Genomic DNA, 16,923 nt, shown 5'->3' on the forward strand with positions numbered 1-16,923 from the left:
AGCCTGCGGCGCACTGATTAGCCGAAGCATAGCCAGCGCGGTATCACAATGGAAAGGCTAATTGACGTTCTGGCGTAGATTTTGTTTACTCATGAGATACTTGGTTGACGTTAACGTCAACTTGCTGCTATACCCTGTGTACTTGTCTTACCGCGATGCGTTTTAAAAACAGCTTTTTTTAATACTTGCAACCATAACAACCACAACCATAAATAGGAGCAACGCTATGTCCGTTCGCGAAATTCCCATGTATATCGATGGCCAGCCTGTCCAGTCACAGAGCCAGGAGTGGCGCGACGTGGTCAACCCTGCGACGCAAGAAGTAGTGGCTCGAGTGCCATTCTGTACCGCTGACGAAGTAGAACGCGCTATCAGTAGTGCCAAAGAAGCGTTCAAGGAGTGGCGTAAAGTGCCGCTGGGGAAGCGCATGCGCATTATGCTCAAGCTGCAAGCGCTGATTCGCGACAATACCGCTGAACTCGCGGCACTGATTACTGAAGAGCATGGTAAAACCCTGCCCGATGCGGAAGGCGAAGTGGGTCGTGGTCTGGAAGTGGTAGAGCACGCTTGTTCGATTACTTCGTTGCAGTTGGGTGAATTAGCCGAAAACGCTGCCAACGAGGTAGACGTTTACACCATGCACCAGCCGCTGGGGGTGGGGGCTGGGATTACCGCCTTTAACTTCCCGATTATGTTGCCCTGTTTTATGTTCCCGCTGGCGATTGCCACCGGAAATACCTTTGTGCTTAAGCCCTCCGAACAGGATCCCAGCTCCACCATGCGCTTAGTGGAGCTAGCCCATGAAGCGGGTATCCCAGCGGGCGTGCTCAACGTAGTGCACGGTGGCCCGGACGTGGCCAATCAAATTGCCGATCATCAGGATATCAAAGCGCTCTCGTTCATCGGCTCTACCCATGTGGGGTCGCTGCTGTATAACCGTGCAGCAGCAGCGGGCAAGCGCATGCAGGCGATGATGGGCGCCAAGAATCACTGTGTGGTTATGCCTGATGCTAACCGTAGTCAAGCGATCAACAACCTGCTGGGCTCAGCTTTTGGCGCTGCGGGCCAACGCTGCATGGCTAACTCGGTAGTAGTGCTGGTGGGCGAGGCGCGTGAGTGGCTGAGCGATATCGTTGATGCGGCGCGTGAAATGAAAGTCGGCCCGGGCACCCAGCTCGATGCGGACTTGGGCCCGCTGGTGTCACCTGCTGCCCGTGATCGTGTACTACGTTTAATCGATGCAGGGGAGAAAGAGGGCGCCAAACTGATGGTTGATGGTCGCAAGGTTCAGGTAGAGGGTTACCCCAACGGTAACTTCGTGGGGCCGACCCTGTTTGCCGATGTAACCGCCGATATGAGCATTTATCGCGAAGAGATTTTTGGCCCCGTGCTGTGTGTGGTCAGTGTTGAAACCCTGGATGAGGCGATTGCCTTTATCAATGCCAACCCTAACGGCAACGGTACCTCTATCTTTACGAACTCGGGTTGGGTAGCGCGCCGGTTTGAAACCGATATAGACGTTGGCCAAATTGGTATCAACGTGCCAATTCCGGTACCGGTTGCCTATTTCAGTTTCACCGGCTCGCGGGCTTCGAAACTAGGTGATTTAGGTCCTAACGGTAAGCAGGCGATCGCGTTCTGGACACAAACCAAAACCGTAACGGCACGTTGGTTTGAACCCGAGAATGTTTCCAGCGGTATTAATAGCACGATTTCGCTGGGTTAAACAAAATGGCGCTAACTGGCTCCGCTTTGAGCGGGGCCAGTTGCTAAAGGGGGCGGTTAACCGCCTGGCAAAACTTCAAGCCAGGCGGCTAGCTTAAAAGTTATCAAACAGCGGGAGGCTCTCTTCAAGCAGTTGCTCAATGGGGCCGAGTTGGCTTTCATGCAGCACAAGCAGCGACTCTCCCTGCATGAAGTGTTCAGCGGGGGGGACGAGTAGAGCAAACTCACCCTCTTCAAGGTGAAACTCATGTATTTCGCGCATTCCCAGCGGAGTTACACACTGCGTGCAGCGGTAGGTGTCATCTTCGCCATAAATCAGCCGATGGTACATTTTAAACAGCGTATATAGTGCCAAACCACCCTCAAAGGCTGGCCAGCGCGCAGGGGTCTCGCGAATATCGTTGGTAAGGTTTTGCCCTTCGGCTTCGGCGTCTGCAATTGCATTGGCGAGTGGGGCAGCAAGAATGGCGCTTTTGTCGGCAGGTAGCGGCGTGTTGTGCTTTGAGGCGTGTTCAAAAGCTTGTACCGCGCGCTTAAAATCAGGTACTCCACCCAGGGGGTAGTCGACATGCTGTAGGTCTTCGGGCTCAAACCCGCCGTTTTCCCAGCCATGGATAACACGAAGGGTCATCTGATCACGCTTCATTGGGCGGGCAAGTAGCATATGCAGCATGATACGAATGTGCAGCTGACGCTCATGGGTATCATTTTCAAATGCTCGGTAAGGGTCAGTAAACAGCTCGTTTAGACGACCGGGGGTATGTTCCTTGGCTTCGTTATGGCTCATGACAGTGTCCCTTTGAACGAACTGTTTATTAAGAGTAGCGCATGTTTTTTTGTCACAGAACGAATCTTCAGTATGGCGATTAGGGCGGCTTAATAAAAGCCTCGTAATTTAGCTTTTTGTTACGCAACCGCTAAGCCGTTTTTATGAGATGGCTAAACTTAACAATAAAGAGGTGAGCATGTCTTCATCATTAAGTCGTTTTAACGTACCTGAAACATTGGATGACCTGCCTGACGATATTCGCAGTACCATTTTGGCCGTTCAGGAGAAAGCGGGTTTTGTGCCCAATGTCTTTTTGATGTTGGCCCATCGCCCTGCGGAGTTTCGGGCTTTCTTTGCTTATCACGATGCGTTGATGGAGCGCGAATCAGATACCCTCACCAAAGCCGAAAAAGAGATGATTGTAGTGGCTACCAGCGCGCGTAATCGCTGCCTATATTGTGTGGTTGCTCACGGGGCACTGGTGCGCATTTACAGTAAAGACCCGCTACTCGCTGACCAAGTGGCGATCAACCATCGGGTGGCGCCGATTAGCGAGCGCCACCGGGTGATGCTCGATTTCGCCATGCACTGTGCCATCGATGTGGGTGAAATGACCGATGAATGGCTTGCCCGCCTGCTGGAAGTAGGCTTTAGCCAAGAGGATTGCTGGGATATAGGCGCGATCGCGGCGTTTTTTGGCTTGTCGAATCGGTTGGTTACCCTGGCAGGTACGCCACCCAATGAGGAGTTCTACCTGATGGGGCGAGTGCCTCGCTAAGAGGCGACCAGCGCCCCTTAACTTTACTAAGCTATGATTTTGATTGAGAATAGTTCTTGAGACAGCGCTTCGAAAAGTACCCAAAAACGTACTTAGAAAAAGCGCTTAGCAAAACACCTACATTCACTGTCGCCAGGGGAGCCCTGCATAAAAGGGCTGAGATGCGGCTACGCAGACCCTGGAACCTGATCCGGTTCGTACCGGCGGAGGAAGTGCGACATGCTTTACCTAACGTTAGCCGTGCTTGGTGCGGCGCTGTGCTGCTTTGCTTACTTAGGCCTCCGGGCTCGCTGGGTGAATGGCCCACTTGATGACTATGTCACCGCCCGTAACTCGCAAACGGCATCTACCCTGGGGCTCTCCTTCCTTGCCTCCGGCATGGGCGCATGGATTCTCTTTGCTCCTCCTGAAATCGGCGCCTTTGTTGGCCCGATGGCCCTGGCAGGCTATGCATTAGGCTCTGCGCTGCCGTTTATCGTCTTAGGACTGTATGGGCCGAAGATTCGCCGGGCGCTGCCCGAGGGGCGCAGCATCGCCGAGTTTGCCGAAGCGTGCTATGGCCCTGGTGTAAGGCGCTGGGTAACGCTGGTATCAATCGCCTATATGGCGTGTTTTTTAGCTGCCGAGCTAACCGCTATTGGCGCCATTACCGCGCTGCTTTCCGATGTGCCCCCCGCACTGGTGATTATTGGCGTGGCGCTTACCACGCTCATCTATACTGCGGCAGGTGGTCTACGGGCCAGCCTTGCCACTGACCGTTGGCAGGCGTGGTTGTTACTGGTACTGCTGTGTGTGGTCGGTGGCATGGCCCTATGGCGGCTTCCCACTATTCCCAACGAGGCTGCGCTTTCTGCCATTCCCATCACCAGTGCGCTCAGCGTAGCGTTAACGCTAGTGATCGCGGTTACCGCGGCCAATCTCTTCCATCAAGGCTATTGGCAGCGCGTGTGGGCCGCTCAAGACGATCAAAGCCTGGGGCGCGGGGCATGGTTAGGTGGCGCAATGACGGTAGTCGTCGTCATGGTGATTGGTGGTCTGGGTGTATTGGCCGCGATGAGTGGTGTGCCATTAGGCGAGCCGCCGATGCCATTTTTTGCCCTGTTAAGTGATGCTCCTGTTTGGCTGACGCTACCCGCCTTGGTATTAGCGGTGACCTTGGTGGCCTCCAGCGTTGATACGCTGCAAAATGGTATTGCCTCGTTGGTGGTCGCGCGCAGCGAGCAGCAGGGCGTATCACTGGTGGCTGCCCGCTGGGTGACAGTGGTAGTAATGGTACCGGTGGTATTAATTGCCTTGCAGGGGTTGTCAGTACTGCGTCTGTTTTTGATTGCCGACCTGCTGTGTGCTGCCATTGTGGTACCTGTGCTGTTGGGCCTGTGGCAACGAATGACGCCACTGGCCGCCATTGTAGGTGGCATCGCGGGGCTGCTGGGTGCCATTCTCCCAGGGTGGTTAAGCCAAGGAAGCTTGGTCGCCGGGATGGTGGCCGCCAGTTTTCCGGGCAGTGTCCCTACCTTGGGGCCATTCGTCGGGGCGTTAATCGCCTCAACGCTGGTGAGTGTGCTGTTAGCCTACTTAACGCTAGCTATTCGCAAGGACATCCATGATTCGAACTCTTCTGACTACCCCTGAAGGTGAGACCCACGAGGGGGATGAAAGCCTGTTGGCTGTCTGGCAGGAGACGCCTGGCAGCCATATCTGGATCGATATGCAGGGCGAGTCCCAACAAAGCGAGCGGGCGATTTTAGAGGCGTTTGAGTTTCACCCCATGGCGATTCAAGATGCCCACAAAGAGCGCCATCCGCCAAAAATTGAAGAGTTTGATAATCACACCTTGATTATTTATCGTGGCATCTCCTCCTTTGATGCCGAACTAAACTATCTGCCTCAACAGGTCTGTTTCTTTGTGGGGGAGCGATTTCTGGTCACCCTCCATCCCGGCCAAGCGCTCTCCATAGAACGGCTATTCAACGAGCACGGTAAAGCCTTGCTGGCCCATTCGCCGGAACATGTCGCGCTGCGGGTGATGTATATTTCTGCGGGCTTTTATATCGATAGCCTGCTTGAGTTCGAAACGGCGTTAAGCGATCTGGAAGACGAGCTGCTGGAAAATGGTAATGATGTGCTAATGCGCAAGATCATCACTTACCGTTCCCGGCTGGTTAAAATGCGCCGCATCTTTAGCTACCACCAGGGGATTACCCAAGAACTCACCGCTTATGACTATGAGCATTTACCGCGGGAAGAGAGCGAAACCCTGCACGCCATCAACGATGTAGCGGATCGCTTCGAACGCCTCTACACATTGACCCAAATGTACTACGACATTTGCGGTGACCTAATCGATGGCTATATCTCTATTTCCTCCCACCAGCTAAATATCACCATGCGGGTGCTCACGGTGATTACCGCGATTTTTGTGCCGCTCACGTTTATTGCCGGGATTTACGGTATGAACTTCGAAAATATGCCCGAGCTGCGTTATCAGTATGGCTACTTTTTTGTCTGGGGAGCCATGTTGGGTATTGCGGGAGTCATGATTTGGCTATTTAAGCGCAAGCATTGGTTTTAAGGACAGGTTTTAAGGACAGGTTTTAAGGACGGGGTTTAGTCTCCCCATAGAACGACTCCAGGAAACAAAAAGTTGACCCATGCATAGGTGGTCGGTGGCTGAGTGTGGCATCCTCTCCAGCGACCAAGACTATAAGGCATAAAGCCGTCGACTAGCGTTTTCACTGGGAGTTGTTCCATGACGATTATGATTATCGGGCTGCTGATTTTTTTAGGCAGCCACTCTGTACGTATCTTTGCTGAAAACTGGCGTCAGCAGCAGATTGCGAAACACGGCGAAACCACTTGGAAAGTCGCCTATTCGGCGGTATCCATCGTTGGCCTGGCCATTGCTATATACGGTTTTGGCCAGATGCGCCTTGATCCCATCTATATCTGGTACCCGCCAATGGGAATGCGCCATGCGGTGGCGCTGCTGATGGTGCCGGCCTTTATTATGCTGATGGCGGCATACATTCCGCATAACGCGATTAAGGCCAAACTTGGCCATCCGATGATGCTGGCGGTGAAAGTCTGGGCTTTTGCTCACCTGCTGGCCAACGGTCGCTTGGGTGATATTATCTTTTTTGCTGCCTTTCTTATCTGGGCTATCCTGGCGTTCAAAGCCGCCAAAAAACGTGGCCGTCTTGCACCGCCCGCGCCCATCAGCACCCATAAAATGGCCACCATTGTTACCGTACTCGTCGGCTTGGTAGCGTATGTGGTGTTTGCCTTTTACTTGCACACAGTACTGATTGGCGTCCCTGTTTTTAGCTAATCTATTTTTAGCAGTTTGACGTTAGCCCAACCTAGGAGTCACTCCATGGCCGAGACAACACACACGGTGCCCACCACAATGGCTGCTATGCTTTTGATCGGACATGGCGGTATCGAAAAGCTGGAATACCATCAGGATGTCGCCACGCCGCAGCCCAAGGCGGGCGAAGTGCTGGTGCAGGTGACCGCCACGGCGAAGAACAACACGGATCGCAAGGCGCGTGAAGGGCTGTACCCTACCAAGGACAAAGGCGATGTTACCTCCTTTGCCATGGGTGGTACGCCAACCTTAACTTTCCCGCGTATTCAAGGCGCTGACGTCGCAGGCCGCATAGTGGCGGTGGGAGAGGGCGTTGACGCCGGGCGCATTGGTCAGCGAGGTTTGCTGGATTTTAATATTTACGCCGATGAACGCCGTGATATTAATCTAACACCGGATTACTATGGCCATGGAGCCGACGGCGGCTTTGCTGAGTATATCGCTGTGCCTGCTGATCAGTTTTATCACGTGCCCAACCCCGAGCTTCACGACGCTGAATTGGCCTCAATGGGCATGTGCTCTTATCAAACGGCTTACCACATGATGACTGCCGCCAAGGTGAGTGCTGGCGAGCGTGTGCTGGTCAGTGGTGCTAGTGGCGGTGTGGGCACCGCGCTCATTCAGCTCTGCCGTATTGTGGGAGCGGTTCCGTATGCCGTTAGCCAGTTAGATAAAGCCGAGGCGCTCAAAGCACTAGGCGCAGAAGCGGTCATTGATCGTGGCGACCTGCCGACGTTTGTTGACCGAGTGCTGGAAACCACAGGCGGTAAGCCAATCGATGCGGTGATGGACTTGGTCGGCGGTGAGATGACCAACCTGTTTATCGACACCATGATTGTCGATATGCAGGGGCGTAAGAGCTACCCCCGTCTCTCCATTGCTGGTGCCAGCGGTGGCAACCTTAGCGAAATGATGTGGACCCGCGTGTACCTTTACCAAGTACAGATATTTGGCGTTTCCCATGGCACCCGCGAAGAGGCCGAACAGCTGGTGGCGTGGATTCGCAGTGGGGAATTAAATCCGGTACTTCACGCCGCTTTTAAGCTTTCTGACCTGCATGCCGCCGAGCGCTATTTTGTTAACCGGGGCAGCAATTATCTGGGCAAAATTGTGCTTGTTCCCGATGCTCAGTGGGCATCTCACGGTGCGCCGTTCGCCCTTGAAAATCCTTCTTCTGCCGTTTAGGAGCGCCGCTAGTGCATAACCTTCATACCATCCAGCTAATGGACACTCATGCCGGTGGTGACGTTAGCCGTATCGTCACAGGGGGGATTGATATTCTGCCTGGCGCCACCGTTCGCGAGCAGATGGAGTACCTGCGTGATGACGCCGACGGTTTGCGCCACCTGCTGCTCGAAGAGCCCTACGGCATCCCGGAAATGTCGGTCGACTTGTTGGTGCCGGCCACTCACCCTGAGGCGGTGGCGGGTTACATCATTATGGAAGTGATGGGGTACCCTATTTACTCTGGCTCCAACACGCTGTGTACCGCCACGGCCGTGCTGGAGAGCGGCATTGTGCCCAAGCAGGAAGGCATACAGCGCTTTAAGCTTGAAGCGCCGGCGGGGCTAGTGCAAATCGAAGCGAAGGTGCATAACGGTGTGGTGGAGTCGGTTACTTGTGGCGGCCTTCCCAGCTATATCGATACCTATCGCGATACGATTCAAGTGCCGGGGATTGGCGAAGTCACCTATTCGATCGCCTATAGCGGTGGCTTTTACGCCTTGGTCGATGCAACCGAGCTGGGCTTTAAGTTGGTGCGTGATGAGGAGCGCGCACTTTCAGAGTGTGCCTACAAAATTGTTGAGGCAATAAAAGCGCAGCGGGGCTTTTCTCACTACACTCTGGGCGATGTGGGGCCTCTGCCATTTTTGCACTTTATGGGGCCTGAAGAGCAGATAGGGGAGGGGTATACACGTTCACGGTCAACGACCTACGTTCATCCAGGCGTTATTTGCCGCAGCACAACGGGCACCGGCACCTCGGCACGTCTAGCGCTAATGAACTACGAAGGGCGTTTGAATGTAGGTGATAAGCTAGAGACGGTGTCACTGCGTGAGACGGGGTTTATCGGCACCTTCATTGGCACCCATCAGGAAGGGGCTTACCAGGTAGTGGAAAATACCATTACTGGCCGCAGCTATGTATTGGCCCACTCGGATATTGTGATTAACTGTGATGACCCGATGGTCGCGTGTGGCGAGCTACACCATATCTTGCGCGACCGTCACTCGCCGGAAGCCCTGCCTTTAGAAACATAGCCCCTAGAAACATAGCCTTCGGCTATTAAGCGTTCCCATACCGGGGTCTTTTCGGCCTCGGTCATGCTGCCCCAAACCGCAATTTCATCCAGCGTGCGACCACACCCTTCGCACACCGATGTTGTTGGTTCAATCTGACAGATTTGTATGCAGGGCGAAAGGGGGCGCTGAGCAGGAGGTGCGGCGTCTTTAGTCATTAAGAGGCCGACACCTTACCGCGCAGCGATTTAATTTTGCCCTTACGGGTTTTGTGATCGACGCGGCGGCGCTGTGAACCTTTGGTGGGCTTAGTGGCACGGCGTGCTTTTTGCTGCTTGGTGGCACTCTGTATCAGTTCTTTTAAGCGTGCCAACGCATCCTCTTTATTCAGCTCAAGCTTACGATGGCTCTGGGCTTTAATAATCACCACGCCATCTTTACTGATGCGCTGATCGGACAGCGCCATTAAGCGCTCTTTGTACAGCGGTGGCAGTGTTGAGCTAAGAATATCGAAGCGCAGATGTACCGCTGAAGCGACTTTATTGACGTTCTGGCCGCCCGCGCCTTGGGCGCGAATCTGGCTAATATCAATCTCCCAATCAGCCAGGGTAACATTGCTAGAAATGGTGAGCATTAATGATCCCTGTGTTACTCGTGAACCCATAAGGCTAGCACAATTGGCATAGTGGTGGTGCTCGTTAGGTACTTAGCTCAAGTTTTAGCGTGCCTAATTAACTGGCTAGATTGTTGACCGGCTGGCCATTGATGTAGGCCAGCAGGTTACTAAACGCATCGCCAAAGTAGAGTTCGTAGCTATCCTTTTCCACATAGCCAAGGTGTGGTGTGGCGACCAGATTGGGCAGTCCCAGCAGTGAGTTTTCGAATACAGGTTCTGCATCGAATACGTCTACCGCAGCTTGACCGGGTCGCCCGACTTTTAGTGCTTGCTCCAGCGCCCCAGGTGCCACTAGCTGAGAACGGCTGGTATTCACCAACAGAGATGTGGGTTTCATCTGGTCTAGGGTTTCAGCGTTGACGATACCGCGAGTATCGTCGTTTAAACGAAGGTGTAGGCTGAGCACATCCGCACGCTGGAACAAATCAGCCTGATTTTTGGCTACCTCTAGTCCAGCATCTGAAGCGCGCTGGCGGGTGCCTTCTCTTCCCCACACCAGAACGTTCATTTCAAATGCCTGGCCATAGCGCGCTACTAAGCTGCCGATTTTGCCATAGCCAAAAATGCCTAGGGTGCGGCCTTTAAGGCCCGTGCCTAAGGTACGCTGCCAACGGCCCGCTTTCAGGTTCTCGACCTCTGCGGGTATATGGCGCATCGCGGCAAGCACCAAGCCCCAGGTTAATTCTGCCGCCGCATAGGGCGAGCCAGTTCCCGTCATGACAGTGATGCCATGACGGCGGCAAGCCTCCATATCCACGTGCGCTGCACCGCCACCTGTTTGGCTAATGACTTTCAGGTTGGGCAAGCGTTCAAGCAGGGCGGCCGTGATAGGCGTGCGTTCACGGATGAGTACCAACGCCTCGGCATCCTGAAAGCGCGCGCTCAATGCATCCAGGTCAGTAAGCGTATCGTGATAAACCTTTACCTCTTGACCTTCTAGCTGCTTGAAAGCGTCTAAACTGCGCACACAGTCCTGATAATCATCAGCAATGACAATCTTCATTGAATCGGTTCCTTGCTGGGCAGCATATGTTTGTAAAACGCGTCTATGCTGGCAATGCTGTTGTAAAGTGATAGCTGTTATAGGTTGATAATACGCTTAAACCCATTACTCAGGAGTCAAAAATGAGCGACTACCTATTGGATGATTCCCCACTAAGCCCAGGGGTTATTTATCGGTTGCTGTCGGGCACTGTTTGCCCCCGGCCTATTGCCTGGGTGTCTACCCAGAATAAGCTAGGAAATGCCAATTTGGCGCCATTTTCCTTTTTTAACGTGGTCAGCGTGAATCCACCGGTGCTGGCGTTTTCTCCACTGCTGAATGGTAGCGGTGAACTTAAAGATACCGTGCGCAATTTAAAAGAAGTACCTGAATGTGTCGTACATGTGGGCAGTGAAGGGTTGATAGAAGCGCTCAATACCACTAGCGCCAGCTTGCCGCCAGGAGAGGATGAGTTTGCGCTGGCCGACCTTGAAAAAGCTGAAATGCCTGGGGTCAGCGTGCCACGCATTGCCAACGCTCCCGTGGCCTTTGGTTGCAAACTGTTCGATATGATTAGCTTTGGTGACCAGCCGCTAGCAGGTACTTTGGTGCTGGCTCAGGTTGTCTCCATCCATATTGACGATTCGCTGTGGGATGGTCGCCATGTAGATATGGATCGACTCAAACCTGTTGGTCGGCTTGCAGGCAGTGATTACATCCGTATCAGTGACCGTTTCGCCATCGAAAGACCTGCTTAAAAGCATAATTTTGCGCTAATGGCGGGCATGATATCAACTGTTACAATCTAAGTAATATTTGTTACTTGGTAATCGACGATAATTAATCTTTAGTCGTATATCCTCCCGCCGATAGAGATAAGAACTGGTTGGTGATTTCGAACGCGTGCGATGTTAACCATTGCACGTATTCGCTATTGCCATTTATGTAGTGGGGAAATGATCTAGCCAGCAAGGAGCAGGTCAATGCAACGATTGGGAATCGGGTTATTAACAAAAGCCTTGTCAAAAAAGGCCTTATTAAGAATATACTTATTAAATATAGCATTAGCAGTTGGGATGTTTGTTCCACTTCTTGCGCAGGCAGAGCTGAGTTTCGGTATTGTTGCTCCTTCCAGCGGTGGGGCCGCACCGCTAGGATTGGGTATGCAAAAAGGTATCGAGACCTACTTTGCCGAGGTCAACGAGGCAGGCGGGGTTAATGGTGAAACCCTGGCGTTAATTGCCCGGGATGATCAGTACAAACCGCTGCAGGCCGCCAGTAATACCCGACAGTTGATTCAAGAGGATGAAGTGCTCGCGGCGATCGGAAATGTCGGCACTCCGACGGCCACCGTTACTATTCCCATCTTTAACGAATATGAAACGCTGCTGTATGGCGCTTTTACTGGCGCGGGTGTGCTGCGCAAGACGCCGCCTGACCGCTACGTGATTAACTACCGGGCAAGCTATGTACAAGAAACCGCCGCCATGGTGGACGGGCTGTTGGAGGCAGGTGTTTTGCCCGAGGAGATCGCCTTCTTTACGCAGAACGATAGCTTTGGCGATGCAGGATACAATGGCGCCACCCAGGCATTAACTGCCCATGGCGTCGACAATATCGCGGCACTGGCCCATGGTCGCTTTACGCGCGGTACACGCAATATTCACCAGGGCTTAGCGACGATTCTGGAAGCACCAGTAACACCTCGCGCTGTTATCATCGTCGGTACTTACGGCCCCGCAGCGGACTTCATTCGTGAAGCGAAAAATGACTTGCCAGATACGGTATTTCTGAACGTCTCCTTTGTGGGCAGCCAAGCCCTTATGGAAGAACTGGGCGATCTGGCCGAAGGCGTCATTATTACCCAAGTCGTCCCTCCGCTAAATGCTGACCTACCCGCCGTTGAGGCCTACCGCAAAGCGCTGGAAACCCATGCCCGTGGTAGTGAGCCTGACTTTATTTCCCTGGAAGGTTATTTGGCGGCAAAACTCTTTGTTGAGGGCGTAAGAGCGGCCGGTGCTAACCCTGACCGTGAGGCGATTGTGGATGGTCTGCTTGGGTTGGGCTCGGTTGATATTGGTTTGGAAGAGCCGTTGAGCTTGGGGCCAAATGACCATCAAGCCAGTGATGCGGTATGGCCAACCATTATTAAAAACGGCCGTTTCGAGTCGGTGGAATGGGCAAGCCTGTTGCCCTAAAGCTTACGTTACCTGTCTGTCCCCTGACACAAGTGAAAACAGATAATGAAAAAGACCTTAAGTATTCGAGCGATGTTGATCAGCCTGTTTTTGGCTGCAGTACTAGGCGCTGTGGTGCTGGCGGCAACCGGTTGGGTGACCAACCAACGGCTAATCAACTCCCAGCGTTATATTACCAATGATGTGTTGCCGCTTCAGGATGCCAGCATGGGCATGGTGTTAACCATGGGGGCATTTGGTCAACGCCATGCGGATTTGCTGGCCGCAGGGAGCGTGAATGACCTCAACGAGGTCACGACTCAATCGGCATTGGATGCACGTTTTCGTGATGCACGGAAAGGCCTTCAGGGGGTCGATCAAGCGCAAGGGCTGAGTGACCTGGATAGCCATTATGAGACGTTACTAGAAGGCGATACGGCGCTGGAAGCAGTGCGCCGTGAAGAGCTGAGCCTACAAACCCAGATGGCCGAACGCATCAGTGCGATGCAGGCGCTTATTTCTCAAGTGATGCTGAGTGCTGAAGATATTGCCGGCCGTACGGCGCTGGCACAGGTTCGCAGTGACCGCGAACAGCGCGAGTTAATGGAAGCCTGGCGCGAAGATGGCATGACCACGTTACCGACCCAATTGCTCGACAATATGTTTACCGCGCAAGCGGATATTGGGCGCCTGAGTGGTAATGCACGCATGGCATTAGCGCAATTGTCAGATCTTGGCCGCCAGATGATGCAAACGGATAGCGCCGATGCGCTGGTTAACTTGCGCCACAATGAAATTGCCCAGCAGGTGGGGCTTGCTCGCCAATCTCTGGCGGCGATCGCCGACGCGCCAAGCACCGAAGTAGATCAGCGCGCGCTAATCAGTGATTTGGATGCTGTCATCGTAGAGTTGGATGGGTTGATGGTATCCGATGACAACGCTGTCTATGAGCTGCGTTTACAGCAGCTAGAGTTAAATGCCCAGGTGCAAGCGGCACTCACTAATGTTGCCCAGGCCATGGCGCAGATGCGAACGGCGCTAAGTGATGTCGAAGCTTACACCGTTGCCCAGGCAGGTAGTGCGGCAACGCAAGCAGAGACCTTAGCCAACGCTGGTCGCTCGTTACTGATCATGGTCACACTGACCGTCATCGCGCTGCTTGCCATCTTTGGCTGGCGTACCATGGTGCGTGTATTGGGCCCGCTAGTGGCGATGCGCCAGCAAATGGAAAACATCAGCGGAGCCGCAGGGGAAAACGCTGACCTTTCTAAGCGACTTGAGCTTAAGCGCAATGATGAAGTGGGCCAAACTGCCCAAGCGTTTAACAACATGATGAATACTTTTGAAGGCATGGTGGCACAAATTCGTGAAAGTGCCGAAGCCATCGCGGCCAGCAGCCGACAAATTGCCGCCGGTAATGAAAACCTCTCCCAGCGTACTGACCAGCAGGCAGCATCGTTGGCGGAAACGGCTTCAAGCCTCGAGCAGATCACGGCCACGGTGAAACAGACCGCTGATTACGCTGACCAAGCCAAAGACGCTAGCGGTAATGTTGATCAGCGCGCCCGTGCCGCTGGTGAGGTATCAACGCGCACCACGGCGGCAATGGGTGATATCCGCGAGGCGAGCGAAAAGATTACCTCGATCATCAAAGCCATTGACGATATCGCTTTTCAAACCAACTTGCTGGCGCTCAACGCTTCTGTTGAAGCGGCGCGAGCGGGTGAGCAGGGCCGTGGGTTTGCCGTAGTGGCCCAAGAAGTGCGCAAATTAGCGGGACGTAGCGCCGACGAAGCGGCCCAAATTCGTCATTTGGTAGACGACAGTGTCGCCAAGGTAAGCGAGGGTGAGCAACTGGTAAACGCCTCAAGCAAACACCTGCAGGAAATCATTGATAGCCTGGGAGAGGTGACGCGCTATGTTACCGAGATTGCTGGGGCGACCCATGAGCAATCTGCTGGTATTGATCAGATCAACCAGGCAATTTCGCAGCTGGATCAGGTGACACACCAGAACGCCCGCTTGGTGCAAGAAGCGACGACTGCCAGCCATACGCTGGATGATCGTGCCGGTGATATGCATTCACTGGTAGGGCGCTTTCGGGTCGGCGACGCGGCAGGGCAACGGCATCTAGCGCTTCCGCAGCAGGAGAAAGTGACTCAGTAGTAAGCAATTACTACCTATTGTCGGAAAGCGCTTGCTAGTCTCATCTAACACGCCCTGCGTGTGCTCAAACACTCGATCAATAACCATAAGATAACCAAGAGGAGCACTGAGATGAGCAGCAAGCGCATTTTAATGATCACCGGCGATTTCACTGAAGATTATGAAACCATGGTGCCATTTCAGGCACTTATGGCAGTCGGCCATCGTGTCGATGCAGTTTGCCCCGGGAAAGCCTCGGGCGATACTGTGGCGACGGCGATTCATGACTTCGAAGGCGATCAAACCTATTCCGAAAAGCCCGGCCACCGTTTTGCCCTGAATGCCGATTTTGCCAGCATTAATCCCGCCGATTACGATGCCTTGGTAGTGCCTGGTGGACGTGCACCTGAATATCTTCGTTTGAACAAAGAGGTGCTAACCATGGTTCAGCACTTTTTTGAGACCAATAAACCCGTGGCGGCGATTTGCCACGGCGCTCAGCTATTAGCCGCTGCAAAAGTACTGGAAGGGAAGCAGTGCTCCGCTTACCCGGCCTGCCAGCCGGAAGTAGAGCTTGCGGGTGGCCACTTTGCCAACCTGGAAGTGACCGATGCGGTAACCGATGGCAACCTGGTCACCGCCCCCGCATGGCCTGCCCACCCAGCCTGGCTGGCGCAGTTTATGGCGCTACTGAATAAGTGAGCTTGGCCCACTAACCTAACGAAATTTGCGCCCAGCACCCGCTGGGCGCTCTTGTTTGCTGTGCCAATAATTGCCGCTATGCTCTAATCAGAGGATTCCTGATAATGCGTGTGGTTACGAACACCCCGAGAGACAGCGCCTATGTGTAAACTGTTTATTCAAGCCGACCCAGAGCTGTGGCGCAGCGCGACACACTCGCTGCGTATCGATGGCATGGTTACCAGCGTGCGAATGGAAAATTACTTCTGGCACATTCTCGAAGAGATTGCCCAGCGTGATGGAATGAACACGGCCCAAATGATTACCCGGCTTTATCATGAATCTATCGACGCCGGGCACGACTTGGGTAACTTTACCTCGTTTTTACGCGTTTGCGCTCTGCGTTATCAAGCGCTTCAATTGACGGGTGATATTCCTACCCAGCATCAAGTGCCTATCGCCACCCTGGATGCTGAGCAAATTTTAGCGCGTGAGGGCGGCAAAACGCGCGACCCATTGCATTAATAAGAGAGAGTAGGGCGATTATTGAAACGGTCACTCAAGTCGCGCTTCCAGCGCCGTTAAAAATTTTTCAATACGCGCTGCGTTGGTGCCCACGTCGCTGGCACCCAGACGTGATGCCGAGCGCATATCCACCTGTACTCCGTTCTCAAGCTCGGTTAGGCGAATGACCACATCATCCTCAAAGCCAAACCAGCGCGTGGTCGCGGTGGCTTCTATGTGATTGTCGGTAATTCGCGCGATCCGCCAGCCAGCCTCTTCGGCCTCAGCTTGTGCAGCAGCGAGTACCATTTGTGGGGCCTCGTCCAAGACCAGCGGCTTGATATAAGGGTAGGCTGCTTGCTGCTGCTGAGCGGTGGCATCGCCCGGGTAGTCAACCGCGTTAGGCGCCGCTTCTCGTGCGTCAGCTAACGCTTCAAAGACAGGAGGGTTCTGCGTATCGGTGGTGATGTCGTGAATCGCGGGCACTTGTTGAGCGCGTTGCCAATGCTGCCAGGGTACGTAAAGCAGTGCAGCAGCAGCGACGATAACCAGCGTGGCTATTAAGGCGGGCCTAGAGCGATGAACCAGCAGGCTAAACAGTAGCGTGACAATACTGACCGCGACTGCTCCTCCAGCGGCATAAACGCCGTTACGGAGTAAGTTGAACGCCTCGCCTAGGCTGATAAATTCGCCCCGATAAGCAGGCCCGGAGCCCGCCATCATTAGGGTCGCCACCGCTAGCAGCAAAATGGCTAAGCCAGCTAGCACGCCTGGCCAACGGCCTCCACGAGGGCGTACCGTTGTTAGTCGCGTTACCATGTTCTCTCCTTATCACAGCGTATTTCGCTATTCTTAGCACAACTATTTCTTAGCACAAAC

The 16,923-nt window shown here is 53.7% G+C and carries 17 protein-coding genes and 1 riboswitch; of the genes, 12 read left to right on the forward strand and 5 right to left on the reverse strand.

Features of this window, described 5'->3' with window-relative positions; all coding sequences use genetic code 11:
- Window positions 1-226 precede the first annotated feature (226 nt).
- On the forward strand, window positions 227-1,726 hold the full coding sequence (locus E0L35_RS18700) for a CoA-acylating methylmalonate-semialdehyde dehydrogenase (protein ID WP_138801101.1): 1,500 nt from the start codon (window positions 227-229) through the stop codon (window positions 1,724-1,726).
- Window positions 1,727-1,819: 93 nt separating this feature from the next.
- Here E0L35_RS18700 and E0L35_RS18705 read toward each other — a convergent pair whose 3' ends face one another.
- Window positions 1,820-2,512, reverse strand: coding sequence for a hypothetical protein (locus E0L35_RS18705; RefSeq protein WP_138801102.1), 693 nt, complete (start codon window positions 2,510-2,512; stop codon window positions 1,820-1,822).
- Window positions 2,513-2,690: 178 nt separating this feature from the next.
- Here E0L35_RS18705 and E0L35_RS18710 point away from each other — a divergent pair, with 178 nt between their 5' ends.
- The 6 genes from E0L35_RS18710 (at window position 2,691) to E0L35_RS18735 (ending at window position 8,900) form a co-directional block, all read left to right on the forward strand.
- Complete coding sequence (locus tag E0L35_RS18710; protein ID WP_138801103.1) at window positions 2,691-3,272, forward strand: peroxidase-related enzyme; 582 nt, start codon at window positions 2,691-2,693, stop codon at window positions 3,270-3,272.
- A 124-nt stretch (window positions 3,273-3,396) separates the two neighbouring features.
- Window positions 3,397-3,502: riboswitch (TPP riboswitch) on the forward strand.
- Window positions 3,492-4,904 (forward strand): sodium:solute symporter, encoded by a 1,413-nt coding sequence (locus E0L35_RS18715; protein ID WP_138801104.1) that lies wholly within the window; start codon window positions 3,492-3,494, stop codon window positions 4,902-4,904. (Overlaps the previous riboswitch by 11 nt.)
- Window positions 4,876-5,844 (forward strand): magnesium/cobalt transporter CorA, encoded by a 969-nt coding sequence (gene corA, locus E0L35_RS18720; protein WP_138801105.1) that lies wholly within the window; start codon window positions 4,876-4,878, stop codon window positions 5,842-5,844. Before E0L35_RS18715 ends, corA begins: the two co-directional genes overlap by 29 nt.
- A 177-nt stretch (window positions 5,845-6,021) precedes the next feature.
- Window positions 6,022-6,600, forward strand: a complete 579-nt coding sequence (locus E0L35_RS18725; protein ID WP_138801106.1) for an NnrU family protein — start codon at window positions 6,022-6,024, stop codon at window positions 6,598-6,600.
- 45 nt (window positions 6,601-6,645) lie between these two features.
- Window positions 6,646-7,824, forward strand: coding sequence for a zinc-binding dehydrogenase (locus E0L35_RS18730; RefSeq protein ID WP_138801107.1), 1,179 nt, complete (start codon window positions 6,646-6,648; stop codon window positions 7,822-7,824).
- A gap of 11 nt (window positions 7,825-7,835) precedes the next feature.
- The gene (locus tag E0L35_RS18735) at window positions 7,836-8,900 is read left to right on the forward strand and encodes a proline racemase family protein (RefSeq protein WP_171051193.1); all 1,065 of its coding nucleotides are present in this window, start codon (window positions 7,836-7,838) and stop codon (window positions 8,898-8,900) included.
- Here the strand turns inward: E0L35_RS18735 and E0L35_RS18740 are convergent.
- The 3 genes from E0L35_RS18740 to E0L35_RS18750 all read right to left on the reverse strand — a co-directional run bounded on the left by E0L35_RS18740 (window position 8,867) and on the right by E0L35_RS18750 (window position 10,558).
- Window positions 8,867-9,097, reverse strand: a complete 231-nt coding sequence (locus tag E0L35_RS18740) for a DUF1289 domain-containing protein (RefSeq protein WP_138801108.1) — start codon at window positions 9,095-9,097, stop codon at window positions 8,867-8,869. The two genes, E0L35_RS18735 and E0L35_RS18740, sit on opposite strands and share 34 nt — an antisense overlap.
- Window positions 9,097-9,513, reverse strand: a complete 417-nt coding sequence (gene arfB / locus E0L35_RS18745; RefSeq protein ID WP_138801109.1) for an alternative ribosome rescue aminoacyl-tRNA hydrolase ArfB — start codon at window positions 9,511-9,513, stop codon at window positions 9,097-9,099. The genes E0L35_RS18740 and arfB overlap by 1 nt, the downstream gene beginning before the upstream one ends.
- 97 nt (window positions 9,514-9,610) lie before the next feature.
- Complete coding sequence (locus E0L35_RS18750; RefSeq protein ID WP_138801110.1) at window positions 9,611-10,558, reverse strand: D-2-hydroxyacid dehydrogenase family protein; 948 nt, start codon at window positions 10,556-10,558, stop codon at window positions 9,611-9,613.
- 122 nt (window positions 10,559-10,680) lie between these two features.
- Here E0L35_RS18750 and E0L35_RS18755 point away from each other — a divergent pair, with 122 nt between their 5' ends.
- The 5 genes from E0L35_RS18755 (at window position 10,681) to E0L35_RS18775 (ending at window position 16,065) form a co-directional block, all read left to right on the forward strand.
- The gene (locus E0L35_RS18755; RefSeq protein WP_138801111.1) at window positions 10,681-11,295 is read left to right on the forward strand and encodes a flavin reductase family protein; all 615 of its coding nucleotides are present in this window, start codon (window positions 10,681-10,683) and stop codon (window positions 11,293-11,295) included.
- Window positions 11,296-11,613: 318 nt separating this feature from the next.
- Window positions 11,614-12,735 carry an ABC transporter substrate-binding protein gene (locus E0L35_RS18760; protein ID WP_238326088.1) on the forward strand — a complete coding sequence of 374 codons (1,122 nt, stop codon included), beginning with the start codon at window positions 11,614-11,616 and terminating at the stop codon, window positions 12,733-12,735.
- Window positions 12,736-12,780: 45 nt separating this feature from the next.
- Entirely contained in the window at window positions 12,781-14,880 is a 2,100-nt protein-coding gene (locus E0L35_RS18765) for a methyl-accepting chemotaxis protein (protein ID WP_138801113.1), read from the forward strand.
- A 111-nt stretch (window positions 14,881-14,991) separates the two neighbouring features.
- Window positions 14,992-15,561, forward strand: coding sequence for a DJ-1/PfpI family protein (locus tag E0L35_RS18770; protein ID WP_022522546.1), 570 nt, complete (start codon window positions 14,992-14,994; stop codon window positions 15,559-15,561).
- 141 nt (window positions 15,562-15,702) lie between these two features.
- Window positions 15,703-16,065: a ribbon-helix-helix domain-containing protein gene (locus tag E0L35_RS18775; protein WP_022522547.1), complete on the forward strand. Its 363-nt coding sequence runs from the start codon at window positions 15,703-15,705 to the stop codon at window positions 16,063-16,065.
- A gap of 30 nt (window positions 16,066-16,095) precedes the next feature.
- Here E0L35_RS18775 and E0L35_RS18780 read toward each other — a convergent pair whose 3' ends face one another.
- On the reverse strand, window positions 16,096-16,863 hold the full coding sequence (locus E0L35_RS18780) for a DUF1499 domain-containing protein (protein WP_009288227.1): 768 nt from the start codon (window positions 16,861-16,863) through the stop codon (window positions 16,096-16,098).
- Window positions 16,864-16,923: the final 60 nt, after the last annotated feature.

Source organism: Halomonas sp. ATBC28 (genome assembly GCF_005937175.1).
GTDB classification, from domain to species: domain Bacteria; phylum Pseudomonadota; class Gammaproteobacteria; order Pseudomonadales; family Halomonadaceae; genus Vreelandella; species Vreelandella titanicae.

Excerpts from the sequence above, each read along its gene's own strand:
- E0L35_RS18755 (WP_138801111.1), top strand. The coding sequence starts at position 10,681 with ATGAGCGACTACCTATTGGATGATTCCCCACTAAGCCCAGGGGTTATT.
- E0L35_RS18740 (WP_138801108.1), bottom strand. The coding sequence starts at position 9,097 with ATGACTAAAGACGCCGCACCTCCTGCTCAGCGCCCCCTTTCGCCCTGC.
- E0L35_RS18775 (WP_022522547.1), top strand. The coding sequence starts at position 15,703 with ATGTGTAAACTGTTTATTCAAGCCGACCCAGAGCTGTGGCGCAGCGCG.
- E0L35_RS18710 (WP_138801103.1), top strand. The coding sequence starts at position 2,691 with ATGTCTTCATCATTAAGTCGTTTTAACGTACCTGAAACATTGGATGAC.
- E0L35_RS18725 (WP_138801106.1), top strand. The coding sequence starts at position 6,022 with ATGACGATTATGATTATCGGGCTGCTGATTTTTTTAGGCAGCCACTCT.
- E0L35_RS18715 (WP_138801104.1), top strand. The coding sequence starts at position 3,492 with ATGCTTTACCTAACGTTAGCCGTGCTTGGTGCGGCGCTGTGCTGCTTT.
- E0L35_RS18765 (WP_138801113.1), top strand. The coding sequence starts at position 12,781 with ATGAAAAAGACCTTAAGTATTCGAGCGATGTTGATCAGCCTGTTTTTG.
- E0L35_RS18705 (WP_138801102.1), bottom strand. The coding sequence starts at position 2,512 with ATGAGCCATAACGAAGCCAAGGAACATACCCCCGGTCGTCTAAACGAG.
- E0L35_RS18700 (WP_138801101.1), top strand. The coding sequence starts at position 227 with ATGTCCGTTCGCGAAATTCCCATGTATATCGATGGCCAGCCTGTCCAG.
- E0L35_RS18730 (WP_138801107.1), top strand. The coding sequence starts at position 6,646 with ATGGCCGAGACAACACACACGGTGCCCACCACAATGGCTGCTATGCTT.
- E0L35_RS18780 (WP_009288227.1), bottom strand. The coding sequence starts at position 16,863 with ATGGTAACGCGACTAACAACGGTACGCCCTCGTGGAGGCCGTTGGCCA.
- E0L35_RS18750 (WP_138801110.1), bottom strand. The coding sequence starts at position 10,558 with ATGAAGATTGTCATTGCTGATGATTATCAGGACTGTGTGCGCAGTTTA.
- corA (WP_138801105.1), top strand. The coding sequence starts at position 4,876 with ATGATTCGAACTCTTCTGACTACCCCTGAAGGTGAGACCCACGAGGGG.
- arfB (WP_138801109.1), bottom strand. The coding sequence starts at position 9,513 with ATGCTCACCATTTCTAGCAATGTTACCCTGGCTGATTGGGAGATTGAT.
- E0L35_RS18760 (WP_238326088.1), top strand. The coding sequence starts at position 11,614 with ATGTTTGTTCCACTTCTTGCGCAGGCAGAGCTGAGTTTCGGTATTGTT.
- E0L35_RS18770 (WP_022522546.1), top strand. The coding sequence starts at position 14,992 with ATGAGCAGCAAGCGCATTTTAATGATCACCGGCGATTTCACTGAAGAT.